This window comes from Mesorhizobium sp. M0772 (genome assembly GCF_040320135.1).
Taxonomy (GTDB): Bacteria; Pseudomonadota; Alphaproteobacteria; order Rhizobiales; family Rhizobiaceae; genus Mesorhizobium.
Window position 1 is genome coordinate 156,058 of the sequence record NZ_JAMYPB010000001.1, and the last position, 15,674, is coordinate 171,731.

A 15,674-nucleotide genomic window follows, 5' to 3' on the forward strand; every position below is an offset into this window, starting at 1 on the left:
CTTCGCTTCGCTGCGGCAGCGAGCCGACCCTCCCCACAAGGAGGAGGGTGAGGCTGCGCCGCCGGCGCCAGACAGGATCGAGACGAAATTAGCCAATACCGCCATTCTACTGCCCCAGCCGTTCGAGCAGGATCGGCACGTGCACCTGGTCGGATTTGTAGTTGCCGGTCAGCATGTACATCATGATGTTGACGCCGGCGCGCAGCGCATAGATGCGCTGCATCGGTTCCGATGGCACGGTCGGCAAAAGCGGGTCACCATTCTCGTCGACGGCCCAGGCGCCGGCAAAATCATTGGCGGTGATCAGGATCGGCGAGACGCCGTCGCCGACGCGTACCGGCCGATTCTCGGCATTGCTGGCCTCGAGCGAGGCTTCCACCCAGAGCGGGCTGCCGGAGAAGCGGCCGGGAAATTCGGGCAGGATGAAGAAGGATTTGGTCAGCACATGGTCGGCGGGCACCGGCTCCAGCGGCGGCACGTTGAGATTGCCGAGAATGTCGCGCAACCGTTCCGTCGCCGGGCTCGCCGAATCCGCACCGATGCCGTTGGCGAACTGGTCGCGCGTGTCGAACAGCACCGTGCCGCCCTGCTGCATATAGGCGTCGATGCGGGCGATCGCGGCTTGGCTCGGCATCGGCGCGGAGGGATCGATCGGCCAGTAGATCAGCGGATAGAAGGAAAGCTCGTCCTTCGAGATATCGACGCCCGCCGGCGCGCCCGGCTCGAGCGCGGTCTTCTCGATCAGGAAGCGGGTCAAGCCTTCGAGCCCTGCGCGGCTGATCGAATCGTCACCGGGCACACCGGTCAGCACATAGGCGATGCGGGTCTTGGCAATGTCCTCGATAGCGGCGGCATCGCCGGGCTTGGCGTCGTCAGCGCGGGCGAGGTCGGCATGGCCAAACAGCATGCCGAGGCCAAGCAGCAGCGCAGCCGTCGTTGCTGCGGCCGATCGGGCGCGGCGCGGTCGGCGCGACATCAGCCCGCCCATCCAGAACACCGCCAGCGTGTCGAGCAGCATAAGCACAAGTGCCGCTGTGACCAGCGATCCCTTGAGGTCGCGCGATTCATCGAAAGCGTACTGGATATTGGTCACCGGCACTGTGAATTGCGGGCGCACCAGCGGCGCGAAGGCGGTGGCCGGGTCGAGCAGATTGTGGGCGAAAACGCCGGTTTCCGAGCCATAGAGGCCGGGCGGGTTCTCGAACGTCACCGGCAGCGAGCCGGCGCCGGGGACCAGCGGTCGTGCGTCCGGCGTCGGCGGCACCAAAGTGCCGTCGGCGGCTATCATGCGATAAGGCGCCAGCGACGTAGCAGCGGCTTCGGCGTTGGCGACCGCCGCACCCTGGTTGCGCGACAGCTGCACGATGCGCCGCAGCATCTCGACGAAGCTGCCGGAGATCGGCAGCGTCGACCATGTCGCTTCCGGGGTGATGTGGAACAGAACCAGCGTGCCCTTGCCCTTCTTCAACCCGGTCACCAGCGGGGTGCCATCGGCAAGGGTTGCCCAGGTGCGTTCGACGATGTCCGGGGTCGGTTCGGCCAACACCTGCCGGCTCACCGTGACCTCGGCCGGCGGTGCGAGGTCGGCGAACGGGCCGTTCTTCGGGAATTCGGTCACCGCTTGCGGCGTTGTCCATGACAGCGCGCCGCCAAGCGAGCGCTCGCCGGTGCGCAGCCTGACCGGCAACAGATCATCGTCATTGCCGGCGGCGGCCAGCCGCGAACCGGCAAAGCGCACCAGCGTGCCGCCATTGTCGACCCAGTCGACCAGCCGCTGATGGACCTGCGGCGGAATGGTACCGATATCGGCCATGACGATCATCGCCGGTTTCTGGTCGAGAAGCTGCGGGATGGCGTCGGCGAGATCGACGCTCGACGGTTCGACCAGATCGGCGAAAGGCTGCAGCGCGCGCCTGATGTAATAGAGCGGCGACAGAAGCGGCTGCGCCTGGTCGGCCTCGGCCTGCGATAAAAGTCCGACGCGGCGGCGCTTGGAGCTTTCGTCGAGCACGCGCACCGCACCTGCCTGGCGTTCGCCGTCGAGCGCGATCGAGGCGAAGTCGTTGCGCAGTTCGAACGGCACCGCCATCGTGCCGGTGGCGGTGGTCTCACCCGGCGCGAAGGTCAGCGTCGCGTCGGCGATGCGGCGGCCCTTGTCGTCGAAGGCGCCGGCTGTGACTTGTGCCGGCGCCGGATCGCCGGGCGCGCGAATGGCGGTCAGGGCGAAGCCGTCGACCTCGTTCTCGGCGCCGGTGAGCCCAGTCAGCGCCAGCCGGTCGGAATTGGCCCAGACGACACGGGCGGCATTTTTCGACAGCAGTGTGTTGAAGGCGGCCTCGTCGCCCTTTGCCGCAAGGCCGTCGGCGAGAACGGCAACGCTGGCGCCGGGCAAGGCTTCCAGCACGCCGGCGACGCGGGCATAGACAGCGGGTCGGTCGGTCGGGATCGGCCTCGGCTTGGCGGCGCGCAGCCGGTCGAGGGCAGCCGCCGCATCGAAGGGGCCGATCTCGGCGTTCGGCTTTTCGGCCGTGAAGGCGATGACGACCGGTACGCCGTTCGAACCGGCATCGGCGATCAGCCGCTGGGCGGTGGCGACGCGCTTGCCCCAGTCGGCAGCACTCGCCCAGTCATTGTCGATGACGAGCGCCAGGGCGGCGCCCTCGGCCGGCAATTTTTCGCGCGGATTGAAAACGGGTTCGGCTAATGCCGCGACGACAAGGGCTGCCATCAACAGCCGCAGCAGCGTCAGCCACCACGGGCTCTGCTGCGGCGTTTCCTCGCGCTTCAGCACGCGAGCGAGGATCTTCAGCGGCGGAAACATTTCGGACTGCGGCTTGGGCGGTGTGAGCCTGAGCAGCCACCAGATCACCGGCAGCGCCAGCAGGCCCCACAACACCATGGGAGCGCCAAAGGAGAGCGGCAGCCAGCTCATGCGCCGGCCCTTCCCACGAATGCGCCATCGGCGGTCATCGCCATGTGGATGCGCACCAGCGCCTCGGAAGCGAGACGGTCGGTGTGGTTGACGGTATAGCTCCAGCCGAGGCGCTTGCACCAACTGGCCAGCTCCTGGCGGCGGGCGGTGTAGAGCAGGCGATATTCGTCGCCAAGCATTTCGGCGCGGCCGGCGGTCAGCTTGTCGCCGGTCTCGGGATCGGTGAATTCGGTGCGGCCGGCATAGGGAAAGGTCTCCTCCGCCGGATCGGCAACCTCGATCAGATGCGCACGCACGCCATGCCGCGCCAGCACATCGAGCCATTCCATGGTCTCCTCGACCGGGTCGAGGAAATCGCTCACGACGACGATGTCGCAGAAGCGGCGGATGGCGGACAGGTCAGGCTTTGCTGGCAGGTCCGCGGCGTGCATCAATTGCGCTGCGATGCGCTCGGCGCCGTTGCGGGCGGTGAACGGATCTGTCAGGCCAGGCCATGCGATGCGCTCGCCGCTGCGAGATAGCAATTCGGCCATGGCCAGTGCCAGCACCAGCGCGCGCGATTCCTTGGAAACGCTGGCGCCAGTCGATTTGTAGAGCATGGAGGGCGATGGGTCGGCCCAAAGCCACACCGTGTGGGCTGCTTCCCATTCGCGGTCGCGCACATAGGTGTGGTCGTCGCGGGCCGAACGGCGCCAGTCGATGCGCGAGGAATCGCCTTCGACATAGGGGCGGAACTGCCAGAAATTCTCGCCGATGCCGCGCTTGCGGCGGCCATGCCAGCCGGCAATTACCGTATTGACGATACGGCGCGCCTCGACCAGCAGGTCCGGCACCAGCGAAGCCCGCAAGCGGCCCCTGGCGAGCGCGTCGCGCGTCGCTGCCGGTGCCTGGACTTCGCCGATACGCGCCATCAGATTCCTTTGGCCAGTTTCGCTACCACGTCGCGCACGGTCGTGCCCTCGGCGCGGGCGGCAAAGGTCAGCGCCATGCGGTGCTGCAGCACCGGTTCGGCCAGCGCGCGGATGTCGTCCACCGACGGCGCCAGCCGCCCGTCATAAAGCGCGCGCGCACGGGCGCACAGCGTCAGCGCCTGGCTGGCGCGCGGGCCGGGACCCCAGGCGACATGCTTGTCGGTCTCGGCATTGCCCTGGCCGGGACGCGCCGAACGCACCAGTTTGAGGATGGCGTCAACGACGCTTTCGGGCACCGGCATACGGCGGATCAGCGTCTGGATTTCCCTCAGCCGCGCCGGCTGCAGCACGTTTTGCGCCTTGGCGTCCTCGATGCCGGTGGTCTCCAGCAGAATGCGCCGCTCGGCCTCGATTTCGGGATAAAGGATGTCGACCTGCATCAGGAAGCGGTCGAGCTGCGCTTCGGGCAGGGGATAGGTGCCTTCCTGCTCCAGCGGGTTTTGCGTCGCCAGTACATGGAAGGGCGCGGGCAGGTCGTGGCGAATGCCGGCGATGGTGACGTGATATTCCTGCATCGCCTGCAGCAGCGCCGACTGGGTGCGCGGCGAGGCGCGGTTGATCTCGTCGGCCATCAGCAATTGCGCGAAGATCGGGCCGGAGATGAAGCGGAAGGAGCGCTTGCCGGCCTCGTCCTGTTCCATCACCTCTGAGCCGAGAATGTCCGACGGCATCAGGTCGGGTGTGAACTGGATGCGGCGCGAATCGAGGCCGAGCACGACACCGAGCGTTTCGACCAGCTTGGTCTTGGCAAGGCCGGGCACGCCGACCAGCAGCGCATGGCCGCCGGCAAGCAGCGCCACCAGCGTGCGCTCGACCACCACTTCCTGGCCGAAAATGACGCGGCCGACGCCGTCGCGCACCCTGGAAATATCGGCCAGCGCCGTCTCGGCCTGGGCGATCATGTCCTTTTCGCTGATTGGGCTTTCCTTGACCATTACGCTCATGCCGCATCGATCCTTGTGCTGGAAGTACCGGCTTGCACTGTAGTGCCTTAGAATGCCGCGATTCGGCTTCGCCTGGCGCCTACGAATGAATTTAAATCACAGACTTAGGCTGACAAGCGGAACAACAGTGACTATTTCGTGACCATGACGGAACGCTCCGAACATCGCGAACACAGCCTTGCTGCCGCAACCGAGGCGCGCGGTCTCGAAGCGTTGATCTCGCGTGCGGCTCGCGCCGGCAAGGGCGCGGCGCCGGTGGAGCGCTGGAATCCCGACTTTTGCGGCGATCTCGACATGGAGATCAAACAAGACGGAACGTGGTTCTATCTCGGCACGCCGATCGGCCGCATGCCGCTGGTGCAGCTGTTTTCCAGCGTGCTGCGCAAGGACGAGGATGGCAGGACCTATCTGGTGACGCCGGTCGAACGGGTCGGCATCCGCGTCGTGGACGCGCCTTTCATCGCGGTTGAAATGGATGTTTCCGGCGCCGGCGCCGAGCAGACCATCACTTTCCGCACCAATGTCGGCGATGTCGTCGAGGCCGGACCTGGCCATCCGCTGCGCTTCGTCGACGAGAACGAGACCGGCGGCCTGAAGCCCTATGTGCTGGTGCGCGGGCGGCTGGAAGCGCTGGTGGCGCGGCCGGTGATGTACGAACTGGTCGAGCATGGCGAGGAGATCGATATCGGCGGCAAGACGATGTTTGCCGTGCGCTCGAAAGGCGAAATCTATCCGATCATGCCGGCGGAAAAACTGAAGCGGCTGAGCGCATGATGGATCAGGTGAGGCCGCCGCCGTTTTCCACAGCGGATTTTCGCGCGCGGGTCGCGGCGCAAGCTGAAGCCCATGCCGGCGACGATTATGGCGATCATCGCTTCAACCCCGGCCATCCACGGTTGACGCAGCTCAAAGCGCTGCGCGACGCCGCGGTGCTGATCCCGGTCGTCGATCATGGACGCGATGCGACCGTGCTTTTGACCAAGCGGGCGCAAAAACTGCGCAGCCATTCCGGGCAGGTGGCTTTTCCTGGCGGCACCATTGATCCCACCGATGCGACCCCGGAAGCAGCGGCCTTGCGCGAGACCTTCGAGGAGATCGGCCTCGGCCATGACCGCATCGAGATCATCGGCCGCATGCCCGATTATGTCGCCGGCAGCGGCTATCGCATCGCGCCGGTGCTGGCGATCGTCGAGCCCGGTTTTACGCTGTCGCTCAATTCCGACGAGGTCGACGCCGCCTTCGAAGTGCCGCTTTCGTTCCTGATGGATCCGGCCAACCACACCAGGGACAGCCGCATGTGGAACGACCTGGAATGGTTCTTCTACGATATGCCCTATGGCGGCCAGCGCATCTGGGGCGTCACCGCCGGCATCATCCGCACGCTCTATGAAAGGCTCTATGCTTGAGTGATCCGATATCGCTGGCGGGCAGAGCCGACTGGCTGGGTGAAAAGCATCTGCAGCGGCTGCTTGCCGTGCTGGCGCAGGGCGGCGAGGAAGCCCGCATCGCGGGCGGCGCGGTGCGCAATGCGCTGATTGGGCAGCTGGTCGCCGATATCGACGTTGCTACCACTTGCCTGCCCGAGGAAACCGTTCGCCGCGCCGAGGCGGCGGGCTTCAAGGCGGTGCCGACCGGCATCGAGCACGGCACGATCACGGTGATTGCCGGCGGCGCGCCCTATGAGGTCACCACGCTGCGCGCCGACATCGAGACCGATGGCCGCCGCGCCAAAGTGTCGTTCGGCCGCGACTGGAAGGCCGACGCCGAAAGGCGCGATTTCACCATCAACGCGCTCTATGCGGAGGCTGACGGGACGGTCGTGGACCTGGTCGGCGGCGTCGGCGATATCGAGGCACGAAGGCTGCGCTTCATTGGCGATGCCGAGCAGCGGATCCGCGAAGACTATCTGCGCATCCTGCGTTTCTTCCGCTTTTTCGCCTGGTATGGCGAGGGTCGGCCCGATGCCGAGGGATTGAAGGCCTGCGCCCGGCTCAAGGACGGTCTCGCCCATCTCTCGGCCGAACGCATCTGGTCCGAGCTGAAGAAGTTGTTATCGGCCCCAGATCCGTCGCGCGCCTTGCTGTGGATGCGCCAGGCCGGCGTGCTCACCAGCGCCCTGCCGGAAAGCGAGAAATGGGGCATCGATGCCATTCATGGGCTGACCAAGACAGAAAAGGATCTGGGCTGGGCGCCGGACCCGCTGCTCAGGCTGGAGGCGATCGTGCCGCCCGATGCGGCGAGGATGAAGACACTGGCCGAGCGGCTGAAACTTTCGACCACTGAGGCGGAGCGCCTGCGCCACTGGGCGCTGACGGCTGCCGTCGAGCCCAAGACAAGCGAAGCGGAACTGGCCAAGAAACTCTATTCCGGCGAGCGCCAGGGTTTTCTCGATCGCCTGCGGCTGTCGCTGGCGTCGGCGCGAGCGCGGGCTCTCGAGGACAATGACGCGCTGGTTCAGGCCGGCGGGTTTTCGCGCCTGCTCGCTTTTGCGCTGAAATGGGAAAAACCGGTGTTCCCGGTCAAGGGCGGCGATCTGACGGCGCTTGGCGCGTCGCCGGGGCCAATACTCGGTGCGATCCTGAAAAACCTGGAAAAGGAATGGATCGGGTCCGGCTTTGCGCTCGATCGCGACGCGCTGCTGGAGCGCGCCGCGGAAGCCTTGAAGGCCAGATAGGACTGCTCAGGCCGCGTCGCGAACTTTCTCGATGCGCGAGCGGATCGCCTCGATCATCGTCTCGCGAATGACCGTTTCGCCATGTGTCTCGCGCATATGGTCGACGGCGCGGCGCATGACCTCGGCTTCCTCACCGGCACGGGTGTGCCACTCACAGCCGGGAACCAGCGAGCCGCAATGGAATTCCTTCATGGGATTTTCTCCTTTTCCTCCTTGGAGCCTGTGCCTCTCATGGGCACACGAAGCTCCGCCATCTCTGTTCCGCGCCCTGTCACAGCAGTCGGTTTCGGGGGCGCGCACGGGGGAGTTAGCATAACACGGTTCCACGAGTTTGGTTGCCGTGGGTGCGAAAAAGGCGGAGCAGCGCTGCGCCGCCCCCTCTTGCCAGGCTAAGCCAAGGCGAGAACGTTCGGTCTTGTCCCGATCACTTCTCGATCTTGACGGACTCGGCAACCTTGTTCTTGCCGCTCATGTCCCAGGAAACGCGGACCTTTTCGCCTGCCTTCAGGCCAGGATCCTTGAAGGTCTTGGGCAGCGTAAAGGTCGATCCATCGTCCAGAACGAGGCTCATGGCCGTGCCATCATAGGTCTTAACCGTGCCCGTGGTGTGCTTGACTGCGGCAAAGGCAATCGAGCCGGAAGCGAGAAGGGCAGCGGCGGTTACCGATACAATGAGCTTTCGCATGGTAAGTACTCCTGGAAAATGCGGGCATTCGTTTGGGAAAATGCTCCGCTTCGTTAGGGGGCCGTCCGGTCGCGTCGAGTCGCGATACCCTTTCATGACGCAATTCCGGATGGAAAACCGCTACGCACTTTTCCTGAAATTGCTGTCGGGCGAACCGCCGGCGCTTCCCGACCCTGAAACGACAAATAGTCGTTCCATTTCAACTGCCTATTAGCCGAAAAAGATAATCCCGGAGCCACATTCGCTGCCCAGATTCAGGGAAGTGGACGCCATTGTGGCTCACGTTGCGCTCACAGAGAGTTTACGGCCACCTGACCTCCGGCGGCAGGCTGGACAGGATCGAGGCGACATTGCCCCCGGTCTTCAGGCCGAAAATGGTGCCGCGATCGTGAAGCAAGTTGAATTCTACGTAACGGCCGCGGCGAATGAGCTGCTCGTCGCGGTCATCATCGGTCCAGTTCTCGTTGAAATGGGCTCGAACCAGGTGGCCGTAGACGACAAGGAAAGAACGCCCGACATCCTGGACGAAGTTCAAATCGGCATTCCAGCCGCCTTTCTCCTCGCCCGAATGCAGCCAGTCGAAAAAGATGCCGCCGACGCCGCGCGGCTCGTTGCGGTGCGGCAGATAGAAATACTCGTCGCACCAGGCCTTGAATTTGGGGTGGTCGGCGATCGCAGCGTTCTTCTCGCAGGCGAACTGCATGGCTCGATGGAAGGCGACCGTGTCGGGGTGATCTTCCGTGCGGTTGCGGTCGAGCACCGGCGTCAGATCGGCGCCGCCGCCAAACCAGTGGCGCGACGTCACGACCATGCGGGTGTTCATGTGCACGGCCGGCACGTTGGGGTTCCAGGGATGCGCGATCAACGAAATGCCTGATGCCCAGAAGCTCGGGTCTTCCTCGGCGCCGGGCATCTGCTTCCTGAATTCGGGCGAGAATTCGCCATAGACGGTCGAAGTATGGACGCCGACCTTCTCGAAGACGCGGCCGCGCATCATCGACATGGCGCCGCCGCCGCCCTTGCCATGGTCTCGTTCCCACGGCGTCTTTTCGAAGCGGCCGGGCGACCATTCGGCCAGCGGACCGGTCAAGTCCTGCTCGATCTGCTCGAAGGTGGTGCAGATGCGCTCCCGCAGCGTCTCGAACCAGAGCCTGGCCTTCATTTTCTTCTGTTCGATGTCGGCTGGCAGGCCTGCCGGTATTTCTGGTCGTTCCAAAATGCTGTCTCCGGTCGCAGCCGACAAAGGACCTAGTGGAGTGAATTTGAGATTTGCACACAGCGTGGCGCAGGGCACGGCGCAAATGTCAAATTCGAAAACTCCACCAGAAACATAAACTTGCTAGTGGTCCTTGTGATTCCAACGTTCGCAACGGCGACTGGGGATTAGGAAGGCGAATGTTGGAATCGGAGCACTAGCCTTTTCCGGGCGCGATCCCTAATCTCTTAGGGGCAAGGGTCAAGTGTCATCTGGTTCGGCCCAGGAGTTCTTTCATGCGCACGCCGGCAAGACCGCCGCTGCATGGCCTGAAGAAAAGGCTCGATCGTTCACGCGCCGAGCGCGAGCGCATGCCGCGTGACGGGTTTTTGCGGGAGACCTTTGTCTTGCCGCGCCCCGATGCGCGGCTCAAAGCCAAGGAATGGTTCGAACGCTTTCCCAAGCAGGCCTACTGGACCGAGATCGAAAGCTGGTTCGAACGGCCAGGCGACGTCATCGAATTCACGATACGGCGGCTGCCTGCGGCGGATTAGAATTCCGCAAGCAGTCGCCTTGCGCCCGGCCCTTGCGCACTCAAGCGATCTTCCCTGTTTCGCAGCGGGCATTTGTCGATCGACATGCAGCCGCAGCCGATGCAGTCGGTCAGGCCGTCGCGCAGCTTCTTTAGCTGAGTGATCTTGCGATCGAGGTCGTCGCGCCAGCCGGTCGACAACAGGTTCCAGTCCTCGCGCGTCGGGGTACGGCCTTCTGGGAGCGATTCAAGTGCGGCGCCGATCTCGGCTAGCGAAATGCCGACCTCTTGGGCGATCCGGATGATTGCCACCCGCCGCAGCACGTCGCGGCCATAGCGCCGCTGGTTGCCCGACGTGCGGTGGCTGCGGATCAGCCCGCGCGCCTCGTAGAAATGCAGCGCCGACACCGCCACGCCGCTGCGCATGGCCAACTGGCCGACCGTCAATTCCTTTACCGGAGCCATCTCGATTTTCCGCTTGACCTCAACTTAAGTTGAGCTTGTAGCCAGGAAATGTCGATAGGGTAATTGAGGAGAAGGCGATGTGCGCCTGGGTGAGAATGACGCAAGACGCAACGGCCGTTGGCGATGACGACAACGCGTTGAAGGGTCTAGCCGAGCTGCCGGATGGCTTCACCGGCGACCATGGCGACGGACAGCGCGACGTTGATGCTGCGCGTGCCCGGCTGCATCGGGATCGTCAGCCGCGCATCCGCCGCCTGATGGACAGGATCCGGCACGCCGGCGGATTCGCGGCCGAACAGCAGGATGTCGCCTTGGGCGAAGCTGAAGCCCGTATAGGGGGTCGCGGCTTTGGTGGTGAGCAGCACCAGCCGGCAGGCTTGGCCCTTGCGCCAATCCTCGAAGGCGTTCCAGTCGACATGCCGGGTCAGGGCAGCCATTTCGAGGTAGTCCATCCCGGCGCGCTTGAGCGCTTTGTCGGAGAGCGGAAAGCCGGCTGGTTCGATAATGTCGACGCCAAGGCCGAGGCAGGCGGCGAAGCGCAGGATTGTTCCGGTGTTGCCGGCGATGTCAGGCTGGTAGAGGGCGATGCGGAGACGGTGGTTCATTTCCGCGTCTTTCTAATAAGTGGCAGATCGGCCACAGCGGGTGGCTGGTTTTGGAAATTGCTGGACCTGCGGGTGGCCATTTTCTGCGAAGTCGATTATACCGCACGCATTGTCAACCCGAACCGATGGAGGGGTATTTCATGATGACCATGCACATCCAGCGCCCCTCCCGTGGGCTTACCTGCCTGCTGGCGGTTTCGGTACGACGATTTACCTGATCTCTTAGATCTGATCGCACCGATTCCCGCCGAACCCAATTTTCGGCTCTCGAAGGAATCCTGCGATGTTTTTCAAACGGTCAAAGGGGCCAAGCGCCCCAGCTGAGCATGTCGCGACCGAGGCCTATCCTCGTGTCCCGACGGATGCAATCCGTGCCTCCGGCCGAAGGCCGGCGCACGACATTGCTTCGCCTTTTTATGTCTATTTTCACACGGAGGACGGACCGATGTTCGATCCCTATAAGATACCTGGTTCAAGAAGCCTGCACGAACGCAAGACGGCGACCTGGGCGTTGCTAGTCGGCGAGACCTATTCGTCGGCGGTTCATGCCGAGACGCGCCGGCGTCCGCATCGCGGCATGTTGCCGGATGTCGATTTCTCGCGTGCGGTTCCCGACCACAGCCGGCCGTCGCTGGTGCGCCGGATCATCCGGCTGATCCGGCCGGGCGCGAAAAACCGGACTGGCGGCGGCGTGCCGTCAGCTCAGTCGAAGGCTTCTGTCGGTGAAAGGCCCGCAAGTCCCTATATTGCGCGAAGCAGGACCGATGGCCCGGGTGATTCCGGGCCGTCAGTCCCCGCCGACGTACGGTCTGGGGACGCGGAGCGCCCCGGGGATTTTTCCCGCGCCGCATGAGCGGACAACAGTTTTGTGAGCATCACTATGTTTAGCTGGTTTGAAAGAAGGCTCGATCCGTTCCCCGCAGCGGAACCGGTCGAGCCGCCGAAGACGCTGGTTGCCTTCTGCGTGCATTATACGCGCGGCGCCTGGCCATACATCATCGTCGACGCGGTGCTGGTGACGGCGATTGCCATCGCGGAAGTGTGGATGTTCGGCTTCATGGGCCACATCGTCGACTGGCTGTCCGGGCAGAACCGCGAAACCTTCCTGCAGACCGAGAGCTGGAAGCTTGCCGGCATGGCCTTCGTCGTGCTGTTCGCGCTGCCGGGTACGGTATGGCTGCATTCTTTGCTCAACCAGCAGACGCTGATGGGCAACTACCCCATGCGCATCCGATGGCAGGTGCATCGTTATCTCTTGAAGCAGTCGATGAGCTTCTACCAGGACGAATTTGCCGGCCGCATCGCCACCAAGCTGATGCAGACGGCACTCGCCGTGCGCGAATGCGTCATCAAGGTGATCGAGGTGCTCAATTACGTCATCGTCTATTTCCTCGGCATGCTGTTCATCGTCGGCTCGGCCGACTTGCGGCTGGCGGCACCTCTCGGCGTCTGGCTGCTCGGCTATATCGGGTTGTTGCGCTATATCATCCCGAAGCTGGGCAAGGTCGGCGAGGCGCAGGCCAATGCGCGCTCGACGATGACCGGCCGCGTCGTCGACAGCTACACCAACATCCAGACGGTCAAGTTGTTTTCCCATGCACGGCGCGAAGCAACGTTCGCCAAAGAAGGCATGGCAGGCTTCCTCGACACGGTCTACCGGTCGATGCGGCTGGTGACGGTGCTTTACGGGCTGCTCTATATCCTCAATGCGCTGCTCCTGTTTTCGGTGACGGCGCTGGCGCTGTGGCTGTGGCTCGGCCAGGCGGTGACGATCGGCGCCGTCGCCGTGGTCATCGGCCTCGTGCTCCGTATGTGGGGCATGTCGCAGTGGATCATGTGGGAAATGTCGAGCCTGTTCGAGAACATCGGCACGGTGCAAGACGGCATCGCCTCGATCTCGCTGCCGCGCCTGGTCGAAGACCGGCCGGGGGCGAAGCACATTGCCGTCACCAAGGGCGAGATCCGCTTCGACGACATTCGTTTCCACTATGGCAAGCAGAAGGGCGTCATCGAGAACCTGTCGCTGACGGTGAAGCCCGGCGAGAAAGTCGGCATTGTCGGGCGCTCGGGTGCGGGCAAGTCGACGCTGGTCAATCTCCTGTTGCGGTTCTACGACCTCGAGAACGGCCGGATCCTGATCGACGGCCAGGAGATCGCTTCGGTGACGCAGGATTCGCTGCGCGCGCAGATCGGCATGGTGACGCAGGACACTTCGCTGCTGCATCGTTCGGTGCGCGACAACATCCTTTACGGGCGGCCCGATGCGACGGAGGAAATGCTTGTCGAGGCAGCCGGGCGGGCCGAGGCGCTGGAGTTTATCGGCAGGCTTTCGGATCACACCGGACGTAAAGGGCTCGATGCTCATGTCGGCGACCGCGGCGTCAAATTGTCCGGCGGCCAGCGGCAACGCATCGCCATTGCTCGCGTTATGTTGAAGGACGCACCGATACTTATCCTTGACGAAGCGACGTCGGCGCTGGATTCCGAAGCCGAGGCCGCCATCCAGGAGAATCTCTACAAGCTCATGCAAGGCAAGACCGTCATCGCCATTGCGCACCGGCTGTCGACCATCGCGGCGATGGACAGGCTCGTCGTCCTCGACAAGGGCCGTGTCATCGAGGAAGGGTCGCACGAGGAACTCGTTGCCAGCGGCGGGCTCTACGCGCAGCTCTGGCAGCGCCAGTCGGGCGGGTTCCTGCTCGACGACGGTCCGGTCGATGCCGCCAATGACGCCGTTGCCAACGACATCGGCGTGAAGGGTGAAGCCGCAGAGTGATGACGTCAGCATGATGACAGCCGTCTATCGCTGGTTCGAGGACTGGGTCTATCCGTTCAGGGAGCCGGCGGACCTTCGGCCACCGCCAAGCGTCGGCGGCTTCCTCTGGCACTATGTCGGCCAGGCGAAGTTCGCCTTCTTCGCCATGCTGGTCATCGGCGGCATCGCGCCGCTGATCGAGGCCGGGCTTTTCTACTTCGTCGGGCGGCTGGTCGATATTCTCGACCAGCTTCCCGGTGAACGCAGCTGGGACGCGCTGTGGACCGCCGCCGGGCCTGAGCTTGTTTTCATGATCGCAGTGGTGCTGGTCATCCGCACCGTCGTCGTCGGCCTGTCGGCGCTGGTCAACGAACAGACGATCACGCCGGGCTTCTACAATCTGGTGCGCTGGCAGGCACACCGGCATGTGTCGCGGCAGTCCTACACTTTCTTCCAGAACGATTTCGCCGGCCGTATCGCGACAAAAGTCTGGCAGGCGGGGCAGGCGACCGGCGACCTGATGGAGAGCTTCATCGAGGTCATCTGGTTCATGCTCATCTATACGGTGACGACCTTGGCGCTGGTCGCCGGGCTGGATCTGCGCCTGGCCGTGCTGGTGGTGATCTGGATCCTCGCTTTCGCCTGGCTGGCCAAGCTCTATCTGCCCTCGATCCGCAGGCATGCCGAGGCGACGGCTGAAGCGGGCTCGATGATCAATGGGCGCATCATCGATTCCTATTCCAACGTGCAGACGCTGAAGCTGTTCTCGGCCGACGGCGACGACCGCTACATCAAGAACGGCTTCGACATCTATCTCGATGCACTACGGCCCTTCACCCGCCGGCTGACCGGCGTGCGAATGGCGCTGACGACGCTGTCGGGCATCATGATCACCGCGATTGGCTGCTTTGCCGTCTATCTCTGGGTCGAAGGGTCGATCACTGTCGGCGCCGTCGCCTTCACGCTGTCCCTGGTGCTACGGCTCAACATGCTGCTCGGGCGCGTGATGATGCAGCTCAACGGCATTTTGCGAAACCTCGGCGTGCTGGAAAACTCCAAGGCGCTGATCTCGCAGCCGCTTGGCCTTGTCGATGCGCCGGATGCGAAAGAGCTTGTCGTCGCCGGCGGCCGCATCGAGGTGAAGAATGTCGAGTTCCACTACGGCAAGGGTTTTGGCGTGCTGAATGGCATCGACCTTGTGGTCAAGCCTGGCGAGAAGGTCGGGCTGGTCGGGCCGTCCGGTGCGGGCAAGACGACCTTAGCCAATCTCATCCTGCGCCTCTACGACCTCGAGAGCGGGAAAATCCTGATCGACGGGCAAGACGTCGCCGAGGTGACGCAGAACTCGCTGCGCGCCAATATCGGCGTGGTCAGCCAGGACACGGCGCTGTTCCACCGCTCGCTGCGCGACAACATCAAGCTCGGCATGCCGGACGCGACCGACGCCGAGGTGATCGCGGCGGCGAAGAAGGCCGAGGCGCACGAGTTCATATTGGGCCTGCGCGACAACCGGGACCGTACCGGCTACGAGGCTTTTGTCGGCGAGCGCGGCGTGAAACTGTCGGGCGGCCAGCGCCAGCGCGTCGCGATCGCCCGCGTCTTCCTCAAGGATGCGCCGAACCTGATCCTCGACGAGGCGACCTCGGCGCTCGATTCCGACATCGAGGCGGCGATCCAGGAGAATCTCGCCAGCCTGATGGAGAACAAGACTGTCATCGCCATCGCTCATCGGCTGTCGACCATCGCCGCGCTCGACCGTCTTGTGGTGCTGGACGGAGGCCGCATCGTCGAACAGGGCACGCATGACGAGCTGGTGGCGCTCGACGGGCTCTATGCGCGGCTGTGGAAGCGGCAGTCCGGCGGCTTCCTCTACCACGAGGAAAGCGTGCTGGAAGAGACACGGCCGGCGGAGTAGG

Annotated in this window: 15 protein-coding genes; 7 read left to right on the forward strand and 8 right to left on the reverse strand. The window is 63.9% G+C overall.

All coding sequences use genetic code 11. The annotated features are described in order from the left end of the window. Window positions 1-106: 106 nt before the first annotated feature. From NKI06_RS00725 to NKI06_RS00735, 3 genes are read right to left on the reverse strand one after another with little or no spacing between them, the layout of a single operon-like run. Complete coding sequence (locus NKI06_RS00725; protein ID WP_352983506.1) at window positions 107-2,932, reverse strand: DUF4159 domain-containing protein; 2,826 nt, start codon at window positions 2,930-2,932, stop codon at window positions 107-109. Then, complete coding sequence (locus NKI06_RS00730) at window positions 2,929-3,843, reverse strand: DUF58 domain-containing protein (protein ID WP_023695816.1); 915 nt, start codon at window positions 3,841-3,843, stop codon at window positions 2,929-2,931. The genes NKI06_RS00725 and NKI06_RS00730 overlap by 4 nt, the downstream gene beginning before the upstream one ends. Beyond that, window positions 3,843-4,847 (reverse strand): AAA family ATPase, encoded by a 1,005-nt coding sequence (locus NKI06_RS00735; protein WP_023670009.1) that lies wholly within the window; start codon window positions 4,845-4,847, stop codon window positions 3,843-3,845. The genes NKI06_RS00730 and NKI06_RS00735 overlap by 1 nt, the downstream gene beginning before the upstream one ends. A 144-nt stretch (window positions 4,848-4,991) precedes the next feature. Between NKI06_RS00735 and NKI06_RS00740 the strand changes: the two genes are divergently transcribed. The 3 genes from NKI06_RS00740 to NKI06_RS00750 are packed head-to-tail and all read left to right on the forward strand — an operon-like array spanning window position 4,992 to window position 7,521. Beyond that, window positions 4,992-5,621, forward strand: a complete 630-nt coding sequence (locus NKI06_RS00740; RefSeq protein WP_023670010.1) for a DUF1285 domain-containing protein — start codon at window positions 4,992-4,994, stop codon at window positions 5,619-5,621. Beyond that, on the forward strand, window positions 5,621-6,253 hold the full coding sequence (locus tag NKI06_RS00745; RefSeq protein WP_352983629.1) for a CoA pyrophosphatase: 633 nt from the start codon (window positions 5,621-5,623) through the stop codon (window positions 6,251-6,253). Before NKI06_RS00740 ends, NKI06_RS00745 begins: the two co-directional genes overlap by 1 nt. After that, a complete protein-coding gene (locus NKI06_RS00750; protein WP_031199225.1) occupies window positions 6,250-7,521 on the forward strand; it encodes a CCA tRNA nucleotidyltransferase in 1,272 nt (423 codons plus the stop codon). The genes NKI06_RS00745 and NKI06_RS00750 overlap by 4 nt, the downstream gene beginning before the upstream one ends. A 6-nt stretch (window positions 7,522-7,527) precedes the next feature. Here the strand turns inward: NKI06_RS00750 and NKI06_RS00755 are convergent, their stop codons facing one another. From NKI06_RS00755 to hemF, 3 genes are all read right to left on the reverse strand, one after another. Next, window positions 7,528-7,713, reverse strand: a complete 186-nt coding sequence (locus NKI06_RS00755) for a DUF1059 domain-containing protein (protein ID WP_023670013.1) — start codon at window positions 7,711-7,713, stop codon at window positions 7,528-7,530. Between the two features lie 232 nt (window positions 7,714-7,945). Beyond that, the gene (locus tag NKI06_RS00760) at window positions 7,946-8,206 is read right to left on the reverse strand and encodes a DUF1344 domain-containing protein (RefSeq protein ID WP_023737803.1); all 261 of its coding nucleotides are present in this window, start codon (window positions 8,204-8,206) and stop codon (window positions 7,946-7,948) included. Between the two features lie 301 nt (window positions 8,207-8,507). Further along, complete coding sequence (hemF, locus tag NKI06_RS00765) at window positions 8,508-9,422, reverse strand: oxygen-dependent coproporphyrinogen oxidase (protein ID WP_352983510.1); 915 nt, start codon at window positions 9,420-9,422, stop codon at window positions 8,508-8,510. A gap of 275 nt (window positions 9,423-9,697) precedes the next feature. Here hemF and NKI06_RS00770 point away from each other — a divergent pair, with 275 nt between their 5' ends. Beyond that, window positions 9,698-9,955: a hypothetical protein gene (locus tag NKI06_RS00770; protein ID WP_023683688.1), complete on the forward strand. Its 258-nt coding sequence runs from the start codon at window positions 9,698-9,700 to the stop codon at window positions 9,953-9,955. Here NKI06_RS00770 and soxR read toward each other — a convergent pair. Together soxR and NKI06_RS00780 are read right to left on the reverse strand one after the other, a co-directional pair. Beyond that, complete coding sequence (gene soxR, locus NKI06_RS00775) at window positions 9,952-10,398, reverse strand: redox-sensitive transcriptional activator SoxR (RefSeq protein ID WP_352534321.1); 447 nt, start codon at window positions 10,396-10,398, stop codon at window positions 9,952-9,954. The genes NKI06_RS00770 and soxR overlap by 4 nt on opposite strands. Before the next feature lie 146 nt (window positions 10,399-10,544). Continuing rightward, the gene (locus NKI06_RS00780) at window positions 10,545-11,003 is read right to left on the reverse strand and encodes a tRNA (cytidine(34)-2'-O)-methyltransferase (RefSeq protein WP_023670018.1); all 459 of its coding nucleotides are present in this window, start codon (window positions 11,001-11,003) and stop codon (window positions 10,545-10,547) included. 445 nt (window positions 11,004-11,448) lie between these two features. Here NKI06_RS00780 and NKI06_RS00785 point away from each other — a divergent pair, with 445 nt between their 5' ends. The 3 genes from NKI06_RS00785 to NKI06_RS00795 are packed head-to-tail and all read left to right on the forward strand — an operon-like array spanning window position 11,449 to window position 15,673. After that, window positions 11,449-11,856, forward strand: coding sequence for a hypothetical protein (locus NKI06_RS00785; protein ID WP_023695813.1), 408 nt, complete (start codon window positions 11,449-11,451; stop codon window positions 11,854-11,856). Window positions 11,857-11,883: 27 nt separating this feature from the next. Continuing rightward, window positions 11,884-13,779 (forward strand): ABC transporter ATP-binding protein, encoded by a 1,896-nt coding sequence (locus NKI06_RS00790; protein ID WP_352983514.1) that lies wholly within the window; start codon window positions 11,884-11,886, stop codon window positions 13,777-13,779. Window positions 13,780-13,789: 10 nt separating this feature from the next. Then, the gene (locus NKI06_RS00795) at window positions 13,790-15,673 is read left to right on the forward strand and encodes an ABC transporter ATP-binding protein (protein ID WP_023748155.1); all 1,884 of its coding nucleotides are present in this window, start codon (window positions 13,790-13,792) and stop codon (window positions 15,671-15,673) included. The last annotated feature ends 1 nt before the right edge of the window (window position 15,674 follow it).

Bases quoted from the DNA above. Each gene is read 5' to 3' on its own strand.
- NKI06_RS00755 (WP_023670013.1), bottom strand. From the start codon at position 7,713: ATGAAGGAATTCCATTGCGGCTCGCTGGTTCCCGGCTGTGAGTGGCAC.
- NKI06_RS00795 (WP_023748155.1), top strand. From the start codon at position 13,790: ATGATGACAGCCGTCTATCGCTGGTTCGAGGACTGGGTCTATCCGTTC.
- NKI06_RS00740 (WP_023670010.1), top strand. From the start codon at position 4,992: ATGACGGAACGCTCCGAACATCGCGAACACAGCCTTGCTGCCGCAACC.
- NKI06_RS00790 (WP_352983514.1), top strand. From the start codon at position 11,884: ATGTTTAGCTGGTTTGAAAGAAGGCTCGATCCGTTCCCCGCAGCGGAA.
- NKI06_RS00760 (WP_023737803.1), bottom strand. From the start codon at position 8,206: ATGCGAAAGCTCATTGTATCGGTAACCGCCGCTGCCCTTCTCGCTTCC.
- NKI06_RS00780 (WP_023670018.1), bottom strand. From the start codon at position 11,003: ATGAACCACCGTCTCCGCATCGCCCTCTACCAGCCTGACATCGCCGGC.
- NKI06_RS00785 (WP_023695813.1), top strand. From the start codon at position 11,449: ATGTTCGATCCCTATAAGATACCTGGTTCAAGAAGCCTGCACGAACGC.
- NKI06_RS00770 (WP_023683688.1), top strand. From the start codon at position 9,698: ATGCGCACGCCGGCAAGACCGCCGCTGCATGGCCTGAAGAAAAGGCTC.
- NKI06_RS00735 (WP_023670009.1), bottom strand. From the start codon at position 4,847: ATGAGCGTAATGGTCAAGGAAAGCCCAATCAGCGAAAAGGACATGATC.
- NKI06_RS00745 (WP_352983629.1), top strand. From the start codon at position 5,621: ATGGATCAGGTGAGGCCGCCGCCGTTTTCCACAGCGGATTTTCGCGCG.
- NKI06_RS00725 (WP_352983506.1), bottom strand. From the start codon at position 2,932: ATGAGCTGGCTGCCGCTCTCCTTTGGCGCTCCCATGGTGTTGTGGGGC.
- soxR (WP_352534321.1), bottom strand. From the start codon at position 10,398: ATGGCTCCGGTAAAGGAATTGACGGTCGGCCAGTTGGCCATGCGCAGC.
- NKI06_RS00730 (WP_023695816.1), bottom strand. From the start codon at position 3,843: ATGGCGCGTATCGGCGAAGTCCAGGCACCGGCAGCGACGCGCGACGCG.